The sequence below is a fragment of the Bacillus sp. JKS001846 genome, assembly GCF_900176455.1.
Taxonomy (GTDB): Bacteria; Bacillota; Bacilli; order Bacillales; family Bacillaceae_G; genus Bacillus_A; species Bacillus_A cereus.
Map to the genome: position 1 here is coordinate 2195258 of NZ_FWYG01000001.1, position 23383 is coordinate 2218640.

The following is a 23383-nucleotide window of genomic DNA, read 5'->3' on the forward strand; positions in this document are numbered from 1 at the left end:
CGTTAGTATTCAATAATAAAAATTAGAAAAGGATGTAGATTAGTGATTAGTCAGAAAACAAAGAAAAGATTTAATAAAGTTATTATAATTACCGCAGCATGTAGCATGTTTTCTATGTTTGGAACGTCTATTTTGCACACTAAAGCTGCAACACATTCAGCTGCTCCAGCAGTTTATGTGAGTCCCCAAAATATACCTGCCTCAGATATTATTAGTATAGACTGGTCACCAGTTCAGACACCACCTTATACGTACTGGGCTGTACACAACTGGAATGCAGGTGGTGAAGCTGGAGGATATGCTGGTTTTCAACAACAAAGTGGGTTTGATGAAAATGGAAAACGTACTTTACATTTTGCCTTATGGGATCCAATTTCCTCTAAAGAAGCAATAAAGGCCGAATACTTATCTCCGAATTCGCAAGCTGGACCCTTTGGAGGAGAAGGAACAGGAATGAAGGTTCAAACAACTTATGGTTGGAAAGACTACAATTGGTACACAATGACAATGCGTTCATGGCAAGAAAATGGTCATACTAAATTTGGACAATGGATGAAAGATGTAACAAAGAATAAATGGCATCAAATTGCAATTATGGACTTTCCGGTTGCTAATGTTGCATTTAATCATGGTTTAGGAATGTTTCAAGAAGACTGGGCTGATAGTGGACAGAATGTTCGAGAAGCGCGCTTGAAAAATGGTTATAGCCGAAAATTAGTTGATAAACAATGGAGTTCTTGGAATAATCAAAGTATTTCTGGAACGCATGATAATACTTATCAATATGATGGAGGATCTACTTCAGAATATGTATGGGTCAAAGCAGGAGGTAATACGCAGTCTACTATTGGGGCAGGAAAAATATTCACGCTAAATCAACCTACTCAACCTGAAATAGGAAAATTAGATTTTGATATCCAATCTATATATTGTGAAAATGAAAAATTAAATGTATCTTGGAAACTAAAAGAAAATAGTACACCGCAATTTAAGGGGAAAATTGAAATTTATAACAATGAAAATATGACGGGCCAACCTATTAACGTAATTAATGATATTAAATCTTATCAAAATGGAATCAGTCAATCTATATCATTACCAACAAATGCTTATGCAAAAATTGTATTAACGGATATATTTGATCAAACTGTTGAGAAAAAGGTACAAATCAAAAATGAATCTCCAAACATTTTTGAAGGTAATGAATTTGCATGGTCGCTGAAAGGGATTGGAGATTTTGAATTTGCGAAAGTAAATTTAAATAAATCAACAGAAGAAATGCAAATTGATCTAAAAGCAGGTGTACCACATGACTACTTTGATAGTACATATGCAAGTATTAAAGTACAAAACACATCAGGTAAAGTGGTCTATAACAAAGAGATTTATGGAAACAAACAGCAAAATGCTGAATCGCAGAAAGTTCCAGTCAAAGTAGGCGATTATATAGAGTTAACACATCTAGAAGGTGTACATAGAGCTACTCTTACAAATGTAGATAATAGTAAACAAGAGAGCTTTGGAAAAAAAGCCCTATACGAGGTTACAAAGGAAGGCCTGAAGAAAATAGAAAAAATGCCAGAAGCAACAATTTTAGAAGGAAACAAGTTTGCATGGTCATTAAAAGGATATAGTGATAGAGAAATTGCAAAAGTAGATTATGATAAAACGGTAGAAGAGATGAAGGTAAAACTAGAAGCAGGTGTACCACATTCCTATTTTGCTAGTACGTATGCTAGTATTAAGGTCCAGAATTCTTCTGGTAACGTTCTGTACAAAAAGGAAATCGTGGGAAATAAACAACAAAATGCTGAAAGCCAAACTGTGCCCGTCAAGGTAGGGGATTACATTGAATTTACCCATATAGAAGGAGAAGCAACAAAGGAAAAAACGCGAGCAACTTTAATTAACCTTGAAAATAACAAAAATGAAACCATTGGAAAAACAGCAAGATATCAAGTTACAAAAGAAGGCTTGAAGAAAGTAGAGAAAATGCCAGAAACAACGGTTTTAGATGGAAATCAATTCGCTTGGTCATTAAAGGGATATAATAATCGAGAAATCGCGAAAATAGAATATAACAAAGCAACAGAAAAAATGCAGCTTAAATTAGAAGCGGGTATACCCCATCCTTATTTTACTAATACGTATGCAAGCATTAAAGTCCAGAATTTATCCGGTAATATTTTGTACAATAAAGAAATTATAGGAAATAGACAACAAGATGCTGAGAGCCAAACCGTTTCAGTCAAAGTAGGAGATTGTATTGAGTTTACTCATATAGAGGGAGAAGCACAAACGGAAAAGACACGCGCCACACTTACTAATCTTGAGAATAGTAAACAGGAGTATATGGGAAAGAAAAGAATATATCAGGTTACCTCTATGGGATTATTAATAAAGTCATAGATTTCACTACAAAAGTTAAATTATAGATATATATATTATATAAAAATCTTAACCATTATACGCATTAAAAAATTCTCAAGAGAATATAGATTGGCGGGTATAGTATGAACATATTCAAAGGGTTTCTAATTTCATCAATTGCAATGACCACATTTGTAGGAACAGATTTAATCCTACAAAATGATAGTATTCATAATAAAGTTTACGCTGAATCTAATAATGTCACATACAAAGAAAGAGATTCACAGGAAGAAAGATTAATTGTAAAGTTTAAAAATCAAATTGACTTACCTTATGAAGATGGTATTGAGAAACGAATAAAAAATGGGGATTATGATAACAATTTAAAGCAGTTATTTTCCGAAAATACAAAACTTACTTTGAATCGTCTGTTCTCATCTGTAAATCCGATAGAGATTGAAAAGTTATCAGTACAATCTAAATCAGTTGCTAATGAATCAGCTAATAATTTATTAAATTATTATATTGTACAAGCTCCTAATAACATAGAAATAGAATTATTACTGAAAAAATTTGAAACATCTCCTCTCGTAGAGGAGGCTTATATACAAGAAAAACAAATTTTGACCCCTCCTGAAATACAGTTACCAAATTTATCTGTTAATCCGTACGATGACCCTAGATTTAAAAATCAAGGATATCTTGAAGCGGCACCAAAGGGAATTAATGCCTCGCATGCTTGGAGCATTAAAGGTGGTGATGGGAAGGATACAACTTTTGTGGATATGGAATATGGATGGTTATTGAACCATGAGGATTTAGTCAATAAAAATATTAAGCTTATGTCGGGACAAAATATAAGCCAGCATAGAGCTCATGGTACTTCTGTATTAGGAATTGTTTCATCTGAAGATAATCAAATTGGAAATATTGGAATTGCACCAAAAGCAAATGTAAAAGTAATATCCCAGATTAGGGATAATGGAATTTATAATACAGCGGATGCTATTTTAAGTGCTGTACATAATTTACAAGCGGGAGATATTCTTTTATTAGAGGCACAAGCTTCGTATGATGGGTATGGGGATAAATATTTACCTGTAGAAGTACATCCAGATATTTTTGATGCAATTCGTGTTGGTACAGATAAAGGGATTATTATTATAGAAGCTGGCGCAAATGGTTCAAACGACTTAGATAATTTTAAAGATCGTAATGGAAAAAAGATCTTAAATCGAAATAGTCCAGACTTCAAGGATTCAGGTGCTATTATGGTTGGGGCGGGATCATCAACTGTTCCACATCAACGTTTATGGTTTTCAAATTATGGAAGTCGATTAGATGTATATGGATGGGGAGAAAATGTTGATACAACATCAGCAAATCCAAGTCAAAATACTACAAATTTATATACATCAACATTTAGTGGAACATCAAGTGCTTCACCAATTATTGCTGGAGCAGCAACTTCGATTCAAGGTATTGCTAAAGAACATCGAGGTTCTCCTTATACACCAGCCGAATTAAGAAATATCTTAAGTAATCCGAATACAGGAACAAAATCTCAAGATCCGTGGAATGATAGAATAGGTGTTTTACCTGATCTAAAATCTATATTAGATAACTTAGGTTTTAATTCAGATATCCCGAACTCTTCTAGTATTTTAGAAGGAAACCAGTTTGCATGGTCACTAAAAGGAATTAGTGATTTCGAGTTTGCAAAAATTAATTTCAATAAGTCGACAGAAGAAATGCAAATCGACTTAAAAGCAGGCGTACCGCATCATTATTTTAATCAGACATATGCGAGTATTAAAGTACAAAATGCAACAGGGAAAGTAGTATACAATAAAGACATTTATGGAAACAAACAACAAAATGCTGAATCGCAAAAAGTTCCAGTTAAAGTAGGAGATTATATTGAGTTGACACACCTAGAAGGTGTGCATAGAGCTACTTTAATAAATGTAGACAGCAGTAAACAAGAAAGTTTTGGAAAAAAAGTCATGTACGAAGTTACAAAAGAAGGCTTGAAGAAAGTAGAAAAAATGCCAGAAACAACGGTTTTAGATGGAAATCATTTTAGGTGGTCTTTAAAAGGATATAGTGATAGAGAAATCGCAAAAGTTGATTATAATAGGACAACAGAGAAAATGCAGGTGAATTTAGAAGCAGGCGTACCACATTCTTACTTTAATCAGACATATGCAAGTATTACAGTAAAGAATTCAACCGGTAATGTTGTGTATAATAAGGAAATAGTGGGAAACAGACAACAAACTGCTGAAATCCAAACGGTGTCCTTAAAAGCGGGGGATTACATTGAGTTTACCCATATAGAAGGGGAAGCAGTAAAGGAAAAGACACGTGCTACACTTCTTAACCTTGAGAATAATAAACAAGAATATATAGGCAAAAAAAGAACCTATCAAGTTACTTCAACGGGATTAAACAAAATAGATTAACATGAAGAACCTTCTAATTATTCGTTAGATGCAAATAGTCGTTCATTATGAACGGCTATTTGGTTTTTATTTAAAGAAAAGTGAAATGAAAATACTCTCTCTTTTGTATATACTCTCCTTGCTATCAACTGCTATATTTGTTTATCAGGGGGGATTTTAAAAATGTGCTTGAGAATTGATAAATGTTTAAGTGCTATAGATTTGAGAAAAAAGAAACAGAATAGTAAGGTATTTATTGATAAAACCCCTCTTATGTTACAATATTTTACATATTTGGTATGATGTATATGAGTTCTATGCATATTAAGGGAGGAATGGGAATGAAGAGGTTCATAACACGTGCAAGTGGTAATACAATCTCAAAAAAGTTAGTTTTAATGATGTTGCCGATGGTTTTAATGATATTGATGATTACACCATCGAATGATGTATCGGCAGCAAATCTATCAAGAGCAGGTTCACTAAAAGGCGTGAATTTATTTAATGGAAGTTGGACAGTTGCTATACAGGCAGCAAATTTACAATATGTTTCTGCTGAGCCATCGGGTAATGTAGTAGCAAATCGTAATGCAGTTAATGAATGGGAGAAATTTGAATTAATTCCGACTGGGGAATTATATACGTTTGCTTTAAAAGCAAAAAGTAATGGAAAGTACGTTTCGTTTGAGCCAAACGGTAGAGTAGTAGCAGATCGTACATCAATTGGGGCATGGGAAAAATTTATCTTATATAATGGTGGAGACAATAGGATATATGTATTACAAGCACTAAGTAATGGTAGATTTATATCAGCAAATGGTGGTAGAGAATTAACTGCTAATAGTTATGTAGCTGGAAGTTGGGAAAGATTTGTTATTGTATACTTCTAAACTTTGAAGTGTTATATATCTAAATAATAATGGCATGTTTAGTTTGTATAAACGCCTAATACAAGAAAGTATTAAGTATTTAATACAAGTGTATATTAACATGTAAAAGGGCTGCAAGTAATTAGCAGTCCTTTTGCATGTTAAATAAGGACTTACTGAGGTTATAATGAAAAGAAAAAGAACCCTATAGGGTTCTTTTTCAAGGCATATTAACAGTAAGGAGAATCATGAAATGCTACTTCAAATCTTTATTAGGGGAAAGATTTTGAATAAGCTTAACATACATCTATTTTTACATAAATGTAAGATATAGTAAATTGATAATGTTTATACTTATTATTGCTAATATTCAATTAAGATAGTTAATACTATTTATATAGTGTTAACTGGTGTATAGTACAGTATAGATTTAGAAATTTAATATTAGATTACATTTGTTAAAAAAGTTAATAGATATATTTTTTCAAATTCTAACTAACATTTAAACGGTTTTAATTGAAATTGGTTGTGTATTAACCTTTATAAGCCAATAAAAGTAAATAAAATAAACAAAGACCCTGTAATAAATACAGGGCCGGATACAGGGTTAAGGGAACGCATAGTTTCTTAATATCATAGTAGCATATATTCTTTGTATAGCTACATGAGGATTTTGACAGAATTAAGAACAAGACAGAAAATCTGTAGGAAAGCAAATATAGTGCTGGAAATGTGATTTTAAATTAAGCTATAGGTATATTGAAATGGATGAAAACTCTTGAGTACCATGATTAAATTGCCTTTAATTATGAGGTTTAGGTTAGAGGGATAATTGGATCTTACTGAACAGAAAAAATGTTTTTTAGATTAAAAGAAGAAAAGACACCTTTTGGGTGTCTTTTCTTTAGGTAAACAGTTCACATATTGCTGAATTAGATACGAAACCATAATTCGACTACGAAGTAAATCCTAACATAATCTGAACAGAAAAAATATGTAATATTACATATTTAGTTTTTAATTATTTTACTCAATATAGAGAAGCAACGTAAATAAAAGGGCATGCAGTCGTATCTGCAGCCCTTTTTAGGAGGAATTCAAGACACCATTAGGACACGTATCGGTAAACAGGTTCAAAAATAGTATGTGTGAAAAGAAAAAGTCCTATACCAAAAGTAGACAGGATCTTATCTTTTTTACATTTTTAAAAATGAAATGCTGTCCTTTTGAAATCAGTACAGCACACATTTGGTTTGTAATGAAATTAGAAAAAGTATACATGAAAATGGCAGACAACTATTTTGTTGCCTGCCGGTGCCAGTGGATTGAATGAGTTAGTCAATTCAATAAATTGTGCTATCTCATTACCAGAAGAGTGAAGCCGCTAGTTCAAACGGCTTAGACATAGTTTGTCTAATAAAGAAAAAATTATGGGTAGAAATTTTGTTTGCTCTATATGAAAAGATAAATAGATATTCATCAGACAAGGATAATTTAGCATATCTTGAATAGGGTGTAGGAACGAATTAAAGAAAGGGATATTTGTTTAGGAAGGGACTGACTCAGGAGTGGGACTTTCGGACAGGGTTTGGGGAGCGGTGATTGCCTTTGGCATTGCGACTAATATCGTTGCTTGTATAATGGCAGTATACATTCAAAAATATGAGCTAATGATAAATCATCTTACAAATATTTTATTTTTAATAATTATCTCTTTAACGTTTATAAAGATGAAAATTAACAGATGGGTGGCTTTAGGATTTACATTAGTTGTAATAGAGAAAGGTATTAAAGCGGGCTATGACTTCTACACACATAATTATTATAGTGTCAGTTGGAGTTTAGCTATCATTATCTATTGCATATACGAGATGGAAAAGTATTATATTGAAATAAACGAATAGGCGCAACAAAAAGGTGTTAGTAGGTGGAATTCTTTTTAAAATACTATAAAAAAGACACTACAAGAGTGTCTTTTTTTTGAAAATACTCTATAATTAACTTTGGGGAAGGTAATGTTAGAGTATTCGTTTAGCATTATCTTTATATTTGATAAACCATGAAATCGAAAGATTTTGTGGTTTATTTTATGAACAATAGATATTACAGTATTGGCAGTGAGTTATTAACCATTTTAAGCATTAGGGGAGAATGGATTAAAAGTCTAACATCGAATAACGGTTCCGGAATATAGTGTTGCGAAATGATCTCCCATATCCCAAACGGTACTTGCCTGTATATAGCCCTTAAAGCCTTCTGAAGAATAATAAATCTCTTTTGGTATACTTTCTTTAGTTTGGAAATGTGCTTTAGAGTACTTTACATAATGGTTTTTAACAACTTTTGCTTCTGGAACAATAGTGTTTTTTTGTTCCAATTTTGGCCTAGCACTAGAAGGTGGTATGAATTTTATATTGTCTTGGTAATTAGGATCTAAGGTGTCAGCTTGTACACTGTGTGACGAAACAAAGGTGCTTAGACTACTTCCCGCGATTAAAGTTGCAAATACTAACTTTGAGAATTTTGTTAATCTACTCATTCTATAATCTCCTTTTTATTATTTTGTAAGGTATCTCCTTACACCTCACAGTCTATATCCACTACAAAAGGGTGTACATACATATTGATAGACAAAATTCTACAAAATACCGCATGTTTTTGGGATTTATGTATAATAATCCAATGTCTAATAATCTATCAAAAGTAAAAAGGTAGGTCTTATATAAAAGAAAATGAATAATTTATGCAGGTAATGTATATGGAATTATTGTTTAAATATTCTAAAATGAGTTGATAAAGATGTTGGTAGGTTTTTTGGAAAACAAATAATTCCCTAGGTGAAATTTGGAAGGAAGATTCTCTGTTAGAGTTTTTATAAGGGAATTCATTTTCGTAGATTCAAAATGTAAAAATAACTAAAAGAGCAAGTGTTTCAATGGGTAAAAAGCTATGTTGAGTCTTTTTTCTCTGTCGGTGGTCGTCTAATCAATGAAATGACGGATGCTTATGATAGTTTGTGTCTAGCAACATTCGTGTATAAACGAATGAATTAAGAAAAGGGTGAAATATTGGATAACTCGAAATGGATGCCTTTAAGTAATGTTGATGATGATGAGGAAATTTGGGTAGGAGCAAGAGTTAGGGTGTACAATGTTGGTATGAATAGAGAAGATAAAGAAAATAATTTCTATGAATATATTATTTCTTATATCTACGACAACACTAACTACTTACAACTAACTAATTTAACAACAGGAAAAGCAGGTTATATTATTTGTGTCATTGAAAAAGAATTACCAAATAATTATGCTTTGGGCAGAACATTAAAGCAAAGAATAGGTTTAGAAAATACCTATTTTAGATTTGAATAATCAACAAATAAGGGAAGCACCAACTCTAAGGTGTCTTCCCTTATTTAATACTTTTTATCAATAATCAATATTAACAGAGCCTAAATAAAAAAGTGAGAAAAATGATAAACACTCTTCTCACTTTCATCAATTAGGGTGGCATATACATAAATATGCGTTTGGGTGGATTTTGGATGAAAAATCCACATGCATAGTATAACAAAAAAATTATGGCTTTTCGCATGTAATATTGCATATGAAAAATAGTAAAGTTTTAAATTTTAATATTAACAACTTATATATATGTGTTACAATGTAATTCTCTAATTTATTTTATTCTCCTATTTAGAATTTATAGTTTAGTGATTCAATAATACAAAAGTGGTTGTAATAAATAGATAAAACGATGAAATAATACAGTTAGAATGGTTAAAAGGCAGTTAAATATAAGTATTAAAAGAAATAAATTTACTTATTTATGTTTAGTGAATGTATTATGGTAAGAATTTCATCCGATTGGATTAGCGCTAAACTAGATTTTTATCCAAACAAATCCAATAATTATTTTTTAAATGAAGTATATGTTGCATCAAGTTTATTTGGAATAATTCGTAGTCTAGTAATTGCTGAATCTAGAAAAATAACATATTCGAAAGGAGGGCAGATAAAACTCTGTCTGTGAAAATTAAATCTCTAAATTATAAAGTGCGGATAATAGGATGTAATTGTGGTTTCATTTCGAATGGTACCATAAATGAATGTGGAAAAGTAAAGGAGAAAAATTTAAATAAACTATATAAGTAGTAAAAATGAAAAGGAGAAGTAGCTAGTGTTTAATATAAAAGAAAGATTGGGGAAAATAAAGCTTAAAACGAAGTTGTCTATGGCATTTATAGCAATATTAATTATACCAAGCCTTATCGTAGGAGTATCATCTTATAATAAAGCAAAAACAGATCTTAATGAAACAATTCTACAATCAGCAAAAGATAATATAAGTATTTTAGATAAGATTGTTGATGATGAATTAGAAAATAAGCATACAGATATCACTCATTTTGCAAAGGTACTCACACAAGGGGATTATAATCCTGAACAATCGCAAAATGTACAGAATAAATTTGATCAATATATACAGTTACATCCAGAGATAGAAACGATTTATACGGCATCCAGTAACAATCAATTTATTCATGCACCTGTTGGAAAAATACCAGAAGGGTTTAATCCGCTAGAAAGCAGTTGGTATAAGGATGCAGTAAAAGCAGATGGAGAGATTATTGTTTCATCTCCATATAAATCAAAGTCTACAGGAAATATGGTAATTGCAATTGCAAAGCAGAATGCAGATAAAAGTGGTGTCATTGGCGTAGATTTGAATATTAAAGATATCGTAAAAACATCCAAAATGATAAAAATTGGGAAGCAAGGATTTGTATCTATAGTTAGTCAAGATAAAACTATAGTTGTTCATCCATCACTAAAACCTGGAGAGAAATTAGATAAAACTTTAGTGGATGAATTGTACAAGACAGAAGATGGAGTAATTACTTATAGCCTCAATGGTGAAGATCGAAACATAAGCTTTAAGACAAATAAAAAAACAGGTTGGAAAATAGCTGGCGTAATGCCTACGAAAGAAATTGAAGAAGCTACCAATCCTATTTTTTATAAAACACTCACTATAATAGGTGCTTCATTATTGTTAGGTGGAATTGTAATTCTATTCATACTCAAATCTATAATTACTCCACTAAGACAATTAGTCATTTCAGCTCAAAGAATTAGTCAAGGAGATTTAACCGAGAAAATAGATATTCGTTCAAAGGATGAACTTGGTCAATTAGGTGGTAGTTTCAATACAATGGCAGAGTCGTTACGTAATATTATTTCTCAAATTAACACATCTGCAGGACATGTAGCTGCGTCTTCTGAGGAACTAACTGCTAGTGTAGAGCAAGCAAGTGTTGCGACAGAACAAATTACAAAAGAGATGGAAGAAATCTCGAACAGTGCAGAGGTTCAAAATAATGAAGTTGAGTCTGGAGCTGAATTAATTGGTGAGGTAACACGAAATATTCAATACGTAGCTGAGAATGCTTCTGAAGTATCGGCTTCATCCATATACACTAAACAAAAAGCCAATGAAGGTGAACAATTAGTAGAACAAACTGTAACACAAATGCAGTCTATCCATCACTCTGTTTCTCAATCCGATAATGTCATAAAATTATTAGATAAGAAATCACAGCAAATTGGCAGTATATTAGAAGCGATTCAAAATATTGCGGAACAAACAAATTTATTAGCATTAAATGCAGCGATTGAAGCAGCTAGAGCTGGGGAACAGGGGAGAGGATTTGCAATTGTTGCCGATGAAGTTAGAAAGTTGGCGGAGCAATCATCCGAATCTTCAATGGAAATTGGAAGTTTAATTAAGGAAATACAAGCAGACGTATATGAGACTGTAAAAGCTATGAATGAAGTAGGCGTAGAAGTACAGTCGGGAATTAAAGTTGCTAACGATACAAAACAAAGTTTTTATGAGATTTCAAAATCTGCAAATGATATTGTGTCAAAAGTGCATGGTATGGTGGAACTATCTAATACAATGACTACTGATGCAATGAAAGTCGATACATCGATTGATCAAATAGCTATGGCTGTAAAAGAAAATTCTTCAAGTATGCAAACGATAGCTGGTTCATCTGAGGAACAACATGCTTCTATGGAAGAGATAAATTCTTCAGCAATACAATTAGCACAGATGGCGGAAGAACTTCAAGAGTTAATTGGTGGATTTAAGATTTAAGTTGAGATTCTAGGAGAGAATGCTAGAATCTTGTTACAGAGTGGAAATGAAAAATCTTATAACATAGTAAATAAGTATAATATGTACTCTCTATGCGTATTGAACAGGCAGATAAGCCATTTAAAAACCCTCCATTTGGAGGGTTTTTAAATACATTTACATTAAATTTGTGGTGGTGCACCACCATAATCGCCAACACTATATGAAGGAGCAGGATAATGCCCATGAGTAGCAAGCTGATCTGTTTTAGAAAACTGAAAAATTCCCACCGTTAATACCCCAATAAAAGCAATGCTTGATAATAATAAGCTAATTTTTTTCATTATTTTAACACTCCTTTTGCGATTGATTTTTGTCTTGCTTGATAACAAATATGGAAATAGTCACTTACTTTTTGGTGGTTCTCTAATTGTCTACATTTTGTGGCAAATAATTCGGCGTATTCGACAACATATTCCCATAATTCTTCTTCCTCAAAGTATAAGATTCCTTCTTGAATGATTTTTTCTAATTCTTCCAATGGAATATTTTCGTTTAATTTTTTTAAAATAGAGAAGTGGTGTGTATATTCTTCGTTATGAATCTCTCTGCAAATCTGTAGTCCCTTATCAATGAGTTGGCTGGCCGTTGATTGTTCTCCTAACTTATAATGTTCCTTAGCTTGTAGGAAGATGGCCTTGAAGTGTGTAGGGATTTTCTCTGTTACTTCTGAAAGGTGACGAATAGCTAAAGTAGACATACTTTGATCAGAATACAGCCACCCCATAGTATTTTTTACGTATAACAAGGAATCTTCTTCCCTATTTTTTTGTAGTAAATCAATTGCACAATGTAGATATTCTTCTGCTTGTTCGTACTGTTTTAAATAGATGCAGCAACCACCTAGCAAACTATTACAAAAGGCTGTTTTTACTTCATAACCTTCGTACTTTGAAAAGATTGCTCTCGATTTATTTGCGTATTCGATAGAAGCGAGATTGTTATAGGTATGGTGATAGAAAGTAGCAATTCTATAGTAAAATTCGGCGTGTTCAATTTCATCTGGTATAGCTACCAATATTTTTTCTGCTAGTTTATAATGTTCCTCTGCCTCAGTATAATTTGATATAAAAGTGGAATGAATGGATTTGAAAAAATGATAATAGAATTGTAGAAATTGATCTGTAGGCATATCATAATCGCTAATAGTATCAAAACTATTTTGTTGAATACCAAGGCTATCTGTTAAGACCTTGTAACGAAATTCGAGTAGTGAATAGTATAGTAACAAATTTTGATCCTGATGCTCTTGATTCGGTTCAATGCTTAACTTATTAATTTTTTCATCAATTTTCTTTTTTAGATTAGTAGCTTTTATAACTTGCTGAGATAGCATAGATCGATACCAGTCGTTCAATAGAGAGGTTAATTGCTCATTTCCTTTTACTGAGACACTCATAATATACGCCCCCATTTTCTAAAAAAATCCTAATCCAATTTAATTATAAACATCATAACAAAATAGAAGAAAAAATGGAGTGATATTACAATATTTTTCAAGAAAATTCATAAAAAACAATCAATTTGTGTCGAATATACGTAGAATAAAACATCCAAAAATAATCAAAAGATGATATGAGTCTTTATACGTTCTATTAGGTGAACTAAGAACTGTGATTGAAGATTTATGAAATTTCTTTTTCTTAAAACGATCAATTATGTATTAATTTTTAGATTATTTTATCGGATAAATATAGTATGTATCACCACCAAATGTATAAATCTTGCGTATGTAAATAAGAAGAGAATAAAGGAAATAAAAAAGAACTTGTAAGAATTCCTACAAGTTCTTTTTTAGATAATGTAAAAGGTGAAACAGACTATGTCATTATTTGTAATAGTAAAATTATCTTACGTATGGTTTTATTTTATAGAAGATGTACTATATTGAAGATTTGTTCTTATTGTTGATTAAAGGGAAATTTAAGACTGGTAAGGGGAAAGTGCATAAAAGAGAAAGTCTCCTTTATTTATTCTGAAAAGATAATTCAAAAAGCTATTTGTGTATAGAATAAGCTATGCATAAATTCATCAACATTGGTGATAATAAATAAGAGAATCAATATATAAGCATAAACTTGTTAAAGCTCAGTGTAATTCTATAAATAGTAGATATAATTATCTGAAAAATAACATTATTTACTTTTCGAGTAGGATAAGTAAAAAAAAAAAGGAAGTTTTTCTTTGAAGAAAGCTCTTTTGACAGGAATAGATTTTTTCATAACTAGAACAAATAAATTAATAATCACATATACTGTATTGTCGTTAAAGCAAGACATTATTTTCTCAGAACAAGGGAATCACTAGAAAAATACGTGATTCCTTTATTCTTCAATATAATGTCAATAGTTGATTTGAAATAACCGAAGAAATAAAATTTTTGTTAATGGACAATCACATAATTTTAGGTATAGTAGGTTTATAATTTAGACTATAAAAATTAATGTATCTTTTATTATTTTAACCAAGAAGACTCCCTCCATAAGGAACTCACAGCAAGTATGGGTAAGTGGGAGTAGTTCAAAGCATGCAATATTGTTTGATTTGGCTAATACATAGATTTCTCATCTCAGAACTGGTGTAAGAATTATAATGTTTATACCATTCTATTGTATTTTCTAAAGTCTGTTGTAGGGACCATTTTGGCTGCCAATTAAGATTGAATTTTGCTTTGCTAATGTCAAGGTTTAGTAAATTTGCTTCATGAAAATTTATTGTACCTATATTTTCTGCTGTCCAATCCCCGTAGCCCCAAATGTCTAGTAAACTTGTCACTAATTTTTCTACTGAAACAATATTGCTTAGGGATGGCCCGAAGTTCCATGCTCCTGAAAAAAGGATACCATTATTTATAATTTTTTCTGTAAGGAGTAAATACCCGCTTAAAGGTTCTAGTACATGTTGCCAGGGTCTAATAGCAGTAGGATTTCTAATAATAATCTTTTTGTTTGATTCTAATGCTCGTATACAATCGGGAATAATTCTATCTATTGACCAATCACCACCACCAATTACATTACCAGCTCGAACACTTGCAATTATTTTCTTGTGTTGAGAAAATTTTTCTTCTGAAAAGTAAGAATTACGATAGGAAGAAATTAAAAGTTCGCAGCATCCTTTGCTTGAGCTATATATGTCATGGCCGCCCATAGGGTCAATTTCACGATAACCCCAAGGCCATTCTTTATTTTCATAGCACTTGTCACTTGTCACCATAATTCCTATTTTAGCTGATTCATGTAATCGAATTGCCTCTAGTACATTCATAGTTCCTACAACGTTTACCTCGTATGTTTCTCTAGGATATTCATATGAATACTTAACTAGAGGTTGGGCAGCTAAATGGAATACAATTTCAGGTTTATAATCTGTAAAAACGTTATTTAATTTATTAAAATCTCTAATGTCTCCACGAATATCAATTATATTATTTTGAAGGTTAGTAATGTTAAAGTTATCATTTTTATTTTTAGGATCTAATGAATATCCGATTACAGCAGCACCTAATTCATTCAACCATAGGGATAACCAAGAACCTTTAAAACCAGTATGTCCAGTAATTAAAATTCTTTTTCCGTAAAAAGCATTATTAAAGTTTCGGTTTAACAATTAGTCCACCTCCTTTAGTACCCTATTTTTAGGGGGTTAGGTATAAATGTTTATTATTTTTATACCAATTAACAGTTTTTATAATTCCTTCTTCAATATTAATTCTAGGTTCCCAAGAAAGAGAGTTTTTTATTTTTTGCACATCTGCTTCAGGAACCCATCTTTCATTTGTTCTAGAGGAAATTGCACCGTAATTTGGTCTGGAATTGGTTTTCAAATGTTTGAATAATAATTCTACATAATGTTTCAAGGGGTGAATAGTGCCGCTCCCAATATTAAAGATTTCATTTTGTACAGTAGTATTTTCTACTGCTAGGATACAGGCATCTATTACATTTTCTATATAACAATAATCTCTTAATTGATTACATAAAGTTAAATTTACATCTTTGTTTTGTAATACTCGCAAGATTATATAGCTAAAAATTTTATGCGGCTCTTCGCCTTCTCCGAATATGCCAAAAGGTCTTAATGTTATAAGATTAATATTGTTTTCGCTAGCAATTTGATGGGCGAGTATAGTAGCAGCAGCTTTGGTACTTCCATAGATGTCCACAGGAGTTAGTAACATATTTTCATGAATAGGTTCCATCTTGTTACCGTATTCAGAACTACTCCCAAAATTGATGATTTTTTTACAATTCACCAATTTTGCTGCTTGAATAATGTTACAAGTCCCTATAACATTTGTTTCTATAGCATGGATGTAATCTGTATGGGCAGAATTTACACCATAGGCTGCCAGGTGAAAGATATAATCGGGATTAATTTTCTTTATTGCATCTTGTACTTGTTTTTTATCTCGTATATCTATTTCATAGGTTTCAATATATTTTAGAATATCCTTTAGTCTCCAAGAATTTGATGGTGTTCTTATGAAAAGAACAATTTTTGCTTGTAAATTTAAAAGTCTTCGTGCCAAGTGAGAACCAATAAAACCGTATCCACCAGTAATAAGGAAAGTTTTATTTTTAAATGAAGCAATCATAGTGATAATCTATCCTTTATTAAGATGTATTTTTAGTTGCTGAAATAAATAGATTTATTTTTAAATAAGGAAAGTATCAGTCTTAATTGTGATGAGGGGAGGGGTATTTAAAATAATTTTTTATTGTTGTTGTATCAATTTGGTCAGCAAATAAAGAGGAGGGAGATTTTTGAAAAGTATTATGAAGGGTATGACATGTCTTGTTCAATTGTTCAATATAAGGAATGTATATATAATCTAAAACTGCTGGAGGTAATTCTAAAGTTTCTTGTTTCCATAAATCGAACTCATTTGGATTAATAATTTGCATACTTCCAAAATGAAAAGCTATTAATTCATCTTGATCAATAAAAACTTTATTATCTGTTTTGGATATAGAACTGCTATTTAAAATGACATTCCAAGGTGCTGCATCAATACCTTTATGAGTCATAATTTTTATATTAGAAAAGATGTTAGGAATGTGATTTAAATATTTTTGGTCACCCCATCTATTCATTTCAACATCATATTGATTATTGCAATATTCTAGGCATTTATCTTTCCACCATGTTAAAATTTCTTTACTATTTTGATCGTTTTTGAAGCCTACTAAACCAGCTTGGTATATACCGTGTATGCTTTCAATTTCAGTAGAGCTTCTTTGAGGGCAAAGGAATACAGAGTACTTCCACCATTCATCAAGAATGATATTAGGTGTTGTAAAGAAATACATATCAGCATCACAATATATAATGTGATCAACTTCCGGATAAAGACTAAGGACATGTAGACATAGGGGCGCTTTTAATGTCCAACAATATTCTTGTAAACTTCTATCATTTTTTATACTGAGGAGTTCATGATTTTCAATATCCTTTACCGGAATTAGTATGGCGTGCTTTAATTTTAATTTCTCTAATATTTGATACGTTAGATCATCCATACAACAAATCCATACAGTAAATTTAGCGTTGAAATTTTCTAAGGAATAATAAGAAGTCAATCCTTGGATTAATCGTTCTTTACTTATAATCATGGAAAAGTTCATAAAATGATTGGATTGATTCATTTTTCTTCTTAATTGTGAATCTTTATATAAAGTTTGAGCTTTATTTATATCTTTTTTACTTAAAAATTGTTTAGTATCTTTATTGAATTTATCCTTTAATTGCTTTAAAACAAATTGAATTCTCTCTAAATACGGAGTGTAAATATGGTTTAATATATTATTGGGTATTGAAATTTCTCCCAAAGACCAAAGATCAAAATCATTTTCAGTAAAGATAGTAATACATGCAAAATGGTAAACAACTAGTTTGTCGTTTTCAATAAATATATCGTTTTTAGTCTTGTCAATTTTATAATCGTTATTATATATACAGTTCCAAGGTGCAGCATTTATACCTAAGTTATTTGAAATTTTTACTTTTGGAAAATATATAGGGATATAATCTAAATACTTTTGGTCTCCAAATTTCCCCTCCTCAGCCTCGGCACTGCACCAATCTATACATTTATTTTTCCACCATCTTACACTTTTTAGTCCATAGAGATCATTCTTAAATCCAATTAGACCAGCCTGATATTTTCCATACATTTTTTCTACCCAATCACGATCTCTTTGGGGGGTTAGGAAAATAGAATGGTCACCCCATTCCTCAAAAATAATATTAGGGTCAGAGAAAAAGCATAAATCACCATCACAATATAGAATAGATGGTAAATCATAATTGACCAATAAATATTCTATCAAGACAGATTTTAAAGTCCAACAATATTCATTTACTTTTCTTTTTCTCTTAATTGCTTTTAGTTCACGATCTTCCAATTCTTCAACTTGTAAAAGGTTTACATTAATTAAACTCATTTCTTTTAATAGTGAATATGCAAAAGGATCTATACAACAAATCCACAATGTGAATTTTTCTGAGTACTGCATTAATGATTGCTGTAAAGCAATAATTTTCAAGACATACTCACTACCTACAATGACGCAGAAATGATTATTTAGATCATGTTGTTGATTATAGAATTGGGGATCAATTCTTTTTTGAGTATTTTTTTTGGAGAGATTTGAAGCTTTAATTCCTGTTGAAAGTGGGTTAACCATTTTCTCATTAGAGGGGATATACAATCGAGGTAAACTTATTTTTTTATCATTAGAGTTCAATGCTTATTCAGTCCTCTCCACTAAAATTTATTTGGATTCCAACTTTCATTTACAGTTTTTAAATCTTTAGGTGTATCGACACTAGCCCAAAAGTCATTGTGTTCATAGACTGCGAGCTCATTGTCTTTTATTAAATTTCGAAGAGGATCTTCTTCTAGAACACAATCATCATTATTACTTAAATAATCGAATATTTCTTTGTTAAATACAAAAAAACCGCCATTAATTACTTCATCAAGTAATGGTTTTTCTTTAAAATCAATAGCAATTCCATCTTCGACCGCCAATAGGCCGTATTGACTATTTTTTTTAATTCCAGTTAATGTAGCAATTTTTCCTTTTTCTTTATGGAATGCTATTAGTTGATCAATATCTATATTGGCTAATCCGTCACCATAAGTTAATAAAAAGGTTTCACCCTGTACAAAGGATTCAAGTTTTTTTAGTCTTGCCCCGGTCATTGTATCAATTCCTGTATCTATAAAGTGTATATTCCAATTTTCTAATTTCTGAAGTAGCGTATATTGACTGGTTTTAAAATTCAAACTAAAGTCATTCTCTTTCCAGCTAAAGTCCATAAAATATTCCTTAATTTTCTCACCTTTATATCCTAAGGGCAAAATGAAATCAGAATGTCCATATTTTCTATACCAATTCATTATATGCAAGAGGAGAGGCTTTCCTTGAACTCGAACTAATGGTTTGGGAATGTCCTCTAAAATTCCTTGCATCCGAAGCCCTTTTCCGCCACACAAAATTATGACTTTCATAGATTTATTTCCTTCCTCTCAATATATTTTACTAATTTAAACTATGTAGTTTGTTTGGTAAATGTATACACGGTTGTACCATAATGACAATCAACTAAAAAAAATATGTTAGATTTATAATTCAGATGTTGATTAAACGTGGAGAATACATATTGTAGTTTATCATTAATTATATGTAAATTAGGTTCTTTTAAAATCTATGCTTTAGTTTATTTAATATTAATGAAAGAAATTGCTTGTTCTTAAGATAAAAGAAGGGGAAGGAAATCAAGGGAATTGAAGAAGCTTATAATGAAATATCCAAGAAGACAAAATATAAGATAAAGTATGGAAGTAAGTAGTCGTGAATGCACTACATAAGCAGAATATGCTGATCGCATAAATGATTATACAGAAATCAACAGAAGAATAACAAAGGGAATTAGCCATTTGAAGGAAAATGGAACAACTATTTTTACATTTTATAAATTCAAAAAAGAGCACCGCATAAAGGTGCTCTAGTGATGGAACTAATTTTGTAAAGAACTATTTATTCAATAAAGAAGGACTTACGAATTATTATATGAACGTTTTGTTAATTAAGTGTGTATCAATTAGACAGGAATTTTATTTCTCTACACCTATTTGATTTTACGGGCCAAATCATGTTAAAAGTAAGAAGAAAATTATTAAGTTAATGTTATTTTGTTTAAAATAACATCCCAATCGGAATCATCACCTTCCCATCTATCCTGATAACGTGGGAGTTCAATTGAACAAACCCTCGATATTCCCCAATTTTGTTCAACAATATTAGATATACCCTCCTTGAAATTAACAATAAGGATATTAAAATCCTTATTTGTAATTTTAGATAATACGTTTTGTAATTCAACCGCTTCATCTCGATTTCCCCAAATTCTAATGAATAAAATGGATTCACTACTATTTATTTTTTCAAGGAATCGATTAATTCTAGTGTCTAATTTAGCTTTAAAAGAAGGATAGGTTGATTTCAAATCCTTTTCTGAATTAATAGGAAAATCATGCATTGAAAAACAATTATAATAAGTGTCCTTTATACAGTAGGTAATTCGTTCTGCCCATTTAATTTGATTATCAAATTCTGATTCAATAAGACCGTAACTTTCTGAACCTTCTATAACCATATTTTCCAACTTCATAAATTTTTTAAATCGATTTTGAAGTAATCTGTTTACATCTGAAAGTGATGGATAATAAAACCAATCTAAAGGTCCAGAAAATGTTCTTAAATTGTGTCTTTTGATTTGGTTGGTGACTTGACACAATCCTCCTAAACTTACAATTACGCCATAGGATTTTTGTATATCTTCTAAGTTCATCCTCATCATCCTTTATAAAAGTAATTTAAATTATCTGTTCAGTATATGATGCAATAACATATTGATGTGGACCTATATATCACAGTACATAGAGCTAAGACATTTGTATAAATTTAAAAAGTCAAATACCTAAGTTGAGGGATTTCATCTTTGACGTTATATCATGGAGTTATTATTGGAATGAAAGCTGGTAGGGATATTGCACCAGAGTTATATATTCTCCAGTAACTTAATTTAGAAACCTGTGCTTGTTTACTATAGGAAAATTGTAATCCTAAAAAAATACTTAGATAAAAAGAAAGATCTAGTAGTTAGCATTTAACCATTAGATCTTTCTTTGAATTAGTATCTTTTACATAATAATTATTGAAGAGGGAAAATTCTATTAAGAAATGCTATTAAATATTAGACTAATTTCTAATGGTCCCAGTATCTTTTATTTTGACGTGTGTCTTTACATTTATTTTAGCCTCTGCTAACGCTTGCGACCAATCTCCTTTTACTTTTTTCCACTCTTTATATTGAAATGCTTTAGCATATAGGGATAATCCGATTGGATCAATTTTATTCTGCTGTATTTCATACAACATATTTTGTAAATTATTATTAATTTCTTTTTGAATAGCACTTTTTAAATTATTTATATTTTTTTTATTATCATAGTACCCCTTAATTAAATTAGGATTGGTTTTTTCTATTAAAGCTACATTAGCATATATATCGAGATTAAATACAAACTTTCCGTTTTGAAAAGTAACATCTACCTTCCTTGTCGCGTTCTGTACGAAGATAGAAGTATTTGTTTTTTTGTTGGAATTTTTAGGAGGAAGTGCAAGGTGTAGTATCATTCGCCCGTTACTTTTTGGCTTATTTATAAGATTGAAAAATTTAACATCTTTTTTAGGGATATAAGTCAAATATTTCCCTTTTCGATTTAAAAATGCAATTCCTACTGTGTCGATTTCATTCTTTGTTTTTTTGATAATTGGAACAGTTTGCGTCATTCCATCTTCATTTTGTTCTCTCATTAATTGCTGAATTGTAGAAGAGACGGATTGGTTATTTTGAATTGAGGATTCGATTACACCATTTATATAAGATGATAGTGATGGTTTACTAGGCTTATAAATTTTAAAAATTTCTTCTGCAGGCCCATCTACAAGTACTACTTTAGCATTAATGGTAGCGTAAGGATCACGGTAAGAAGAATCAAGCTCCTGCAACCAATTTGCTTCTTGCGCTAATTTTTTCCCAATTAAAATGATTTCAGCTTTGGAAGCTGTCAGATATCCCGTTAACTTCGTATCTATCTTACTGAATCCATTATATACAGTTGATGCTTGTGTCCAATGCTCTATAGTACTTTTTTGCTGCTTATGATGAAAGAGTGGTATGCTTGTTCCAACTTTTATGTTTCCATTAGAGGTTCTATCCAAGCCAATTAAAAGGATTAATGAAACCTTCTCAAGAGGAATTCTCTGACTACAACCAATTATATACACACAACAAATTACAATCCATATCCATTTTCGAATCAAAGTTGTTTCCTCCTAGTAATCCAAGTAAAAAGAATACTGTAAGCGAAAAATAAGATTGGTAATAGAATGAAGAAAATGACATTTAAGATATCCATAAGAGAATATATAAACAAATATTGATCCACATCGGGATTTAGGAAAATAAATAGCCCAACTATAAATAACATAAAAGCAAGCAGCGCCCAATTTCGGGCGTTTTTTTGAAGTGATATGGTCATAGATTCAAAACTGAAAAATAAATACGGATATAAAGTAGTGGAGAATACAATTAAATAGTAAGCGATATAAATAATTTCTAATCGTTCCATGAAAGAAAAACGAACCCCTTGTAACAAATGAAATACGGGCCAAATTACGTCTTTTATCCCCTCTGGACTAAAGTATATATAAGAAAGAATAGTAACATATAGATAGAAAAACATGGTTCCAGTATTCGCTATTAGTAGTCCTTTTATGGCCTTTTGTTTTTTTGTAAGAACGGATATATATAATATGCAATTTCTAAGCCAGCATAAGGAGTAATAGTTTCTTTTGTTGCCTTTAAAATAGGGTATAATCCCTCTTTAAAAATAGGTAGTAGGTGTAAAGGATTGTAGTTACTCTTTAGTGAAAAAAGAAGAAATAGTGGCATCCAAGTAGTGAAGAAGAAAACAAGCATAGAATAACTAGTAAGAGCCCTTAACCCACTCAAGGCTAAAATAATAAAAGGTAATAGTAATAATATGGTGATTTGATAAGCAGGAGTGGAAGGGAATATCCACACTTTTACAATATCAGTTGCCTTTAATAAAGTATTAAATCCAGCAAAAAATAGATAAAAGGCATATGTAAGAAAAAGAATTGTCCCTATCCATTTACCAAAGTATGTTTTTAAGATTTGTGAGAAATTTTTGTTAGGATTTTTTTGTAACATTAATATAATAAATACACCGATTATAGAAGTAACCATCCATCCAAGAATGATTGAAATCCAGCCATCTGTGCCAGCAGTAGTTGCAAGTGGGCTTGGCATAATTAACATACCAGATGCAAGTTGCAGGGAATGGATGAAAATAATAAATTCGAATAAAGTTATATTTTTAAATTTAAGATTCCCCAT

17 protein-coding genes are annotated in these 23383 nt (G+C 31.0%); 6 read left to right on the top strand and 11 right to left on the bottom strand.

Going from position 1 to position 23383, the window contains the following annotated elements; translation table 11 throughout:
* Nucleotides 1-42: 42 nt before the first annotated feature.
* The 4 genes from B9A45_RS11870 to B9A45_RS11890 all read left to right on the top strand — a co-directional run bounded on the left by B9A45_RS11870 (nucleotide 43) and on the right by B9A45_RS11890 (nucleotide 7587).
* On the top strand, nucleotides 43-2409 hold the full coding sequence (locus B9A45_RS11870; protein ID WP_084064062.1) for a putative mucin/carbohydrate-binding domain-containing protein: 2367 nt from the start codon (nucleotides 43-45) through the stop codon (nucleotides 2407-2409).
* A 104-nt stretch (nucleotides 2410-2513) separates the two neighbouring features.
* On the top strand, nucleotides 2514-4835 hold the full coding sequence (locus tag B9A45_RS11875; protein WP_001019977.1) for a putative mucin/carbohydrate-binding domain-containing protein: 2322 nt from the start codon (nucleotides 2514-2516) through the stop codon (nucleotides 4833-4835).
* Nucleotides 4836-5155: 320 nt separating this feature from the next.
* Nucleotides 5156-5704: a fascin domain-containing protein gene (locus B9A45_RS11885; protein WP_000819433.1), complete on the top strand. Its 549-nt coding sequence runs from the start codon at nucleotides 5156-5158 to the stop codon at nucleotides 5702-5704.
* A 1547-nt stretch (nucleotides 5705-7251) separates the two neighbouring features.
* Nucleotides 7252-7587: a hypothetical protein gene (locus tag B9A45_RS11890; RefSeq protein ID WP_084064063.1), complete on the top strand. Its 336-nt coding sequence runs from the start codon at nucleotides 7252-7254 to the stop codon at nucleotides 7585-7587.
* Between the two features lie 260 nt (nucleotides 7588-7847).
* Here B9A45_RS11890 and B9A45_RS11895 read toward each other — a convergent pair whose 3' ends face one another.
* Nucleotides 7848-8222, bottom strand: coding sequence for a hypothetical protein (locus B9A45_RS11895; RefSeq protein ID WP_000088957.1), 375 nt, complete (start codon nucleotides 8220-8222; stop codon nucleotides 7848-7850).
* Between the two features lie 547 nt (nucleotides 8223-8769).
* Between B9A45_RS11895 and B9A45_RS11900 the strand changes: the two genes are divergently transcribed.
* Both B9A45_RS11900 and B9A45_RS11910 read left to right on the top strand, forming a co-directional pair.
* Nucleotides 8770-9054: a hypothetical protein gene (locus B9A45_RS11900; protein ID WP_002062883.1), complete on the top strand. Its 285-nt coding sequence runs from the start codon at nucleotides 8770-8772 to the stop codon at nucleotides 9052-9054.
* 808 nt (nucleotides 9055-9862) lie between these two features.
* The gene (locus B9A45_RS11910; protein ID WP_000481853.1) at nucleotides 9863-11845 is read left to right on the top strand and encodes a methyl-accepting chemotaxis protein; all 1983 of its coding nucleotides are present in this window, start codon (nucleotides 9863-9865) and stop codon (nucleotides 11843-11845) included.
* Between the two features lie 161 nt (nucleotides 11846-12006).
* Here B9A45_RS11910 and B9A45_RS32150 read toward each other — a convergent pair whose 3' ends face one another.
* From B9A45_RS32150 to B9A45_RS32615, 10 genes are all read right to left on the bottom strand, one after another.
* Complete coding sequence (locus tag B9A45_RS32150) at nucleotides 12007-12168, bottom strand: hypothetical protein (RefSeq protein WP_000724116.1); 162 nt, start codon at nucleotides 12166-12168, stop codon at nucleotides 12007-12009.
* The gene (locus B9A45_RS11920; RefSeq protein ID WP_000116962.1) at nucleotides 12168-13283 is read right to left on the bottom strand and encodes a Rap family tetratricopeptide repeat protein; all 1116 of its coding nucleotides are present in this window, start codon (nucleotides 13281-13283) and stop codon (nucleotides 12168-12170) included. Before B9A45_RS11920 ends, B9A45_RS32150 begins: the two co-directional genes overlap by 1 nt.
* 1121 nt (nucleotides 13284-14404) lie before the next feature.
* On the bottom strand, nucleotides 14405-15493 hold the full coding sequence (gene rfbG / locus B9A45_RS11925) for a CDP-glucose 4,6-dehydratase (RefSeq protein ID WP_053513959.1): 1089 nt from the start codon (nucleotides 15491-15493) through the stop codon (nucleotides 14405-14407).
* 28 nt (nucleotides 15494-15521) lie between these two features.
* The gene (locus tag B9A45_RS11930; RefSeq protein ID WP_000561952.1) at nucleotides 15522-16481 is read right to left on the bottom strand and encodes an NAD-dependent epimerase/dehydratase family protein; all 960 of its coding nucleotides are present in this window, start codon (nucleotides 16479-16481) and stop codon (nucleotides 15522-15524) included.
* An 82-nt stretch (nucleotides 16482-16563) separates the two neighbouring features.
* Nucleotides 16564-18633, bottom strand: coding sequence for a hypothetical protein (locus tag B9A45_RS11935; RefSeq protein ID WP_053513961.1), 2070 nt, complete (start codon nucleotides 18631-18633; stop codon nucleotides 16564-16566).
* A gap of 20 nt (nucleotides 18634-18653) precedes the next feature.
* Nucleotides 18654-19403 carry a sugar phosphate nucleotidyltransferase gene (locus tag B9A45_RS11940; protein WP_000864432.1) on the bottom strand — a complete coding sequence of 250 codons (750 nt, stop codon included), beginning with the start codon at nucleotides 19401-19403 and terminating at the stop codon, nucleotides 18654-18656.
* Between the two features lie 668 nt (nucleotides 19404-20071).
* A complete protein-coding gene (locus B9A45_RS11945) occupies nucleotides 20072-20746 on the bottom strand; it encodes a papain-like cysteine peptidase (protein WP_001047153.1) in 675 nt (224 codons plus the stop codon).
* Between the two features lie 410 nt (nucleotides 20747-21156).
* The gene (locus tag B9A45_RS11950; RefSeq protein ID WP_000619985.1) at nucleotides 21157-22284 is read right to left on the bottom strand and encodes a Ger(x)C family spore germination protein; all 1128 of its coding nucleotides are present in this window, start codon (nucleotides 22282-22284) and stop codon (nucleotides 21157-21159) included.
* Nucleotides 22281-22841: a GerAB/ArcD/ProY family transporter gene (locus B9A45_RS32610; RefSeq protein WP_347366357.1), complete on the bottom strand. Its 561-nt coding sequence runs from the start codon at nucleotides 22839-22841 to the stop codon at nucleotides 22281-22283. Before B9A45_RS32610 ends, B9A45_RS11950 begins: the two co-directional genes overlap by 4 nt.
* The gene (locus B9A45_RS32615) at nucleotides 22736-23383 is read right to left on the bottom strand and encodes a GerAB/ArcD/ProY family transporter (protein WP_256891706.1); all 648 of its coding nucleotides are present in this window, start codon (nucleotides 23381-23383) and stop codon (nucleotides 22736-22738) included. Before B9A45_RS32615 ends, B9A45_RS32610 begins: the two co-directional genes overlap by 106 nt.

Excerpts from the sequence above, each read along its gene's own strand:
- B9A45_RS11875 (WP_001019977.1), top strand. The coding sequence starts at position 2,514 with ATGAACATATTCAAAGGGTTTCTAATTTCATCAATTGCAATGACCACA.
- B9A45_RS11885 (WP_000819433.1), top strand. The coding sequence starts at position 5,156 with ATGAAGAGGTTCATAACACGTGCAAGTGGTAATACAATCTCAAAAAAG.
- B9A45_RS11895 (WP_000088957.1), bottom strand. The coding sequence starts at position 8,222 with ATGAGTAGATTAACAAAATTCTCAAAGTTAGTATTTGCAACTTTAATC.
- B9A45_RS11900 (WP_002062883.1), top strand. The coding sequence starts at position 8,770 with ATGCCTTTAAGTAATGTTGATGATGATGAGGAAATTTGGGTAGGAGCA.
- B9A45_RS32150 (WP_000724116.1), bottom strand. The coding sequence starts at position 12,168 with ATGAAAAAAATTAGCTTATTATTATCAAGCATTGCTTTTATTGGGGTA.
- B9A45_RS11920 (WP_000116962.1), bottom strand. The coding sequence starts at position 13,283 with ATGAGTGTCTCAGTAAAAGGAAATGAGCAATTAACCTCTCTATTGAAC.
- B9A45_RS11930 (WP_000561952.1), bottom strand. The coding sequence starts at position 16,481 with ATGATTGCTTCATTTAAAAATAAAACTTTCCTTATTACTGGTGGATAC.
- B9A45_RS11940 (WP_000864432.1), bottom strand. The coding sequence starts at position 19,403 with ATGAAAGTCATAATTTTGTGTGGCGGAAAAGGGCTTCGGATGCAAGGA.
- B9A45_RS11945 (WP_001047153.1), bottom strand. The coding sequence starts at position 20,746 with ATGAACTTAGAAGATATACAAAAATCCTATGGCGTAATTGTAAGTTTA.
- B9A45_RS32615 (WP_256891706.1), bottom strand. The coding sequence starts at position 23,383 with ATGGGGAATCTTAAATTTAAAAATATAACTTTATTCGAATTTATTATT.